This window comes from Neisseria sp. P0021.S005, from assembly GCF_051956955.1.
Genome location: NZ_JBQCWY010000701.1, coordinates 1 through 1,564 on the forward strand (window position 1 = coordinate 1; position 1,564 = coordinate 1,564).

The following is a 1,564-nucleotide window of genomic DNA, read 5'->3' on the forward strand; positions in this document are numbered from 1 at the left end:
GCTCATGTGCTTTGCTGTCGTGTTAAGTGTGGATGGCTGGATTGTACCGTTATTCGGTATGCTTGGGTTGTTTTCAGACGGCCTTTTTGCGGATGATGACGATATGGCGTTCGGCATTGAGTTGGGGAACGTGCAATGCTTCGACTTTTTCGACAGCGACGCTTTCGGGCAGTTTGTCGATTTCTTCTTGCGGGTATACGCCTTTCATGGCCGCCCAGTAGCCGCCGTCTTTGAGGAGGTGCTCGGTCCAGTTGACGAAGTCGGCGAGTTCGGCAAAGGCGCGGCTGGTGATGACGTCGGCGCGGCAGTCGGCGGCGGCTTCTACGCGGCCGCTGATGATGCGGACGTTTTTAAGGCCGAGTTCGATGACGGCTTGTTGCAGAAAGGCGGTTTTTTTGGTGTTGGCATCGAGGAGGGTGATGTCGAGGTCGGGGCGGCAGATGGCAGTGGGTATGCCGGGCTGTCCGCCGCCAGAGCCGACGTCGAGCATGGTTTGCGCGTGTTCGATATAGGGTAAGAGGGTCAGGCTGTCGAGCAGGTGGTGGCTGACGGTTTGGGCGGGATCGCGCAGGGCGGTCAGGTTGTAGGTTTTGTTCCACTTTTGCAGCAGGGCGGCATAGTCTAGCAGTTTGGCCTGTTTGGCTTCGTCGATGTCCAAACCCAGTGCCTGTATGCCGTCGCGGAGCTGTTGCGCCTGATTCATTTGTTATTCCTTATTGGTTAAAACGCGTTGGATGTAATGGTAACGGAAAGCATGCCGTCTGAAAATGTTTGCGCCTATTGAATCAACGTTTCATTTTGTGAAAGACGATGGGCTGCTCCGGCGCGCGCGTGAGCTGTTTGGGCAGGGTCAGCATGGCGATGATCCATACGGAGAGGGTGTAGTAAAACACGCCTTGCCCGCGCATACCGGCCAATGCGGCATTGCCTAAGATGGCTTCAAAAATCAAGCCTGCCGCCGCCGAGGCACACGCTGCGACACCGGCAAGGAATAGGGCGTAACGCGAATGCCGGCGCATCATTTTTTTATACGCCAGCTTGGTCAGTCCGCCGGCAATCGGCAGATTGAGGAAGGCAAACATGCCGCAGACAAACCATGCGACGGAATCCTGCCAGCCGCTTTGCCATGCCCACACGCCGTCTTTGACCGTTATCAGCAGCCCTTGGCCGTCTGAAAAGGCGATTTGCACGATATTGTGCAATATCATCGCCAGCGGCAGGGTAAGGAACATCAGTGCGACCAATAGGGGGCGATAGGGTTTTTCTTGTGTCAGATACATGGCGGTTTGCCTTGGGAAAATAAGTTGAAATGATAGCAGATTGGCGGTTGATTCACGTTTGTTAGCGCTGAAATTGCTGACAAAAACGGTCAATTAAAAAAGAAATGAAAAATTCTTTTTTCTTGGTAAACGTTGGCGGATAAAGGGTAAGAAAACGTTTTCAGACGGCTTAATCTCTTATTTTTATATGAACCGAACAGAAAATCTTTGCATTTCTCCGTAAAATCTACTAAATTCTCAATAACATATTATAAAGACCTGAAATCTGGAACCCAAACCGAAAC

At 52.0% G+C, this 1,564-nt stretch carries 2 protein-coding genes; both read right to left on the reverse strand.

What is annotated here, in order from left to right:
* Positions 1 to 73: 73 nt before the first annotated feature.
* The gene (gene rsmG, locus ACTHUE_RS18485) at positions 74 to 703 is read right to left on the reverse strand and encodes a 16S rRNA (guanine(527)-N(7))-methyltransferase RsmG (protein ID WP_219089095.1); all 630 of its coding nucleotides are present in this window, start codon (positions 701 to 703) and stop codon (positions 74 to 76) included.
* Between the two features lie 82 nt (positions 704 to 785).
* A complete protein-coding gene (locus tag ACTHUE_RS18490; protein WP_219089094.1) occupies positions 786 to 1,280 on the reverse strand; it encodes a hypothetical protein in 495 nt (164 codons plus the stop codon).
* Between the last annotated feature and the right edge of the window lie 284 nt (positions 1,281 to 1,564).

Excerpts from the sequence above, each read along its gene's own strand:
- rsmG (WP_219089095.1), bottom strand. The coding sequence starts at position 703 with ATGAATCAGGCGCAACAGCTCCGCGACGGCATACAGGCACTGGGTTTG.
- ACTHUE_RS18490 (WP_219089094.1), bottom strand. The coding sequence starts at position 1,280 with ATGTATCTGACACAAGAAAAACCCTATCGCCCCCTATTGGTCGCACTG.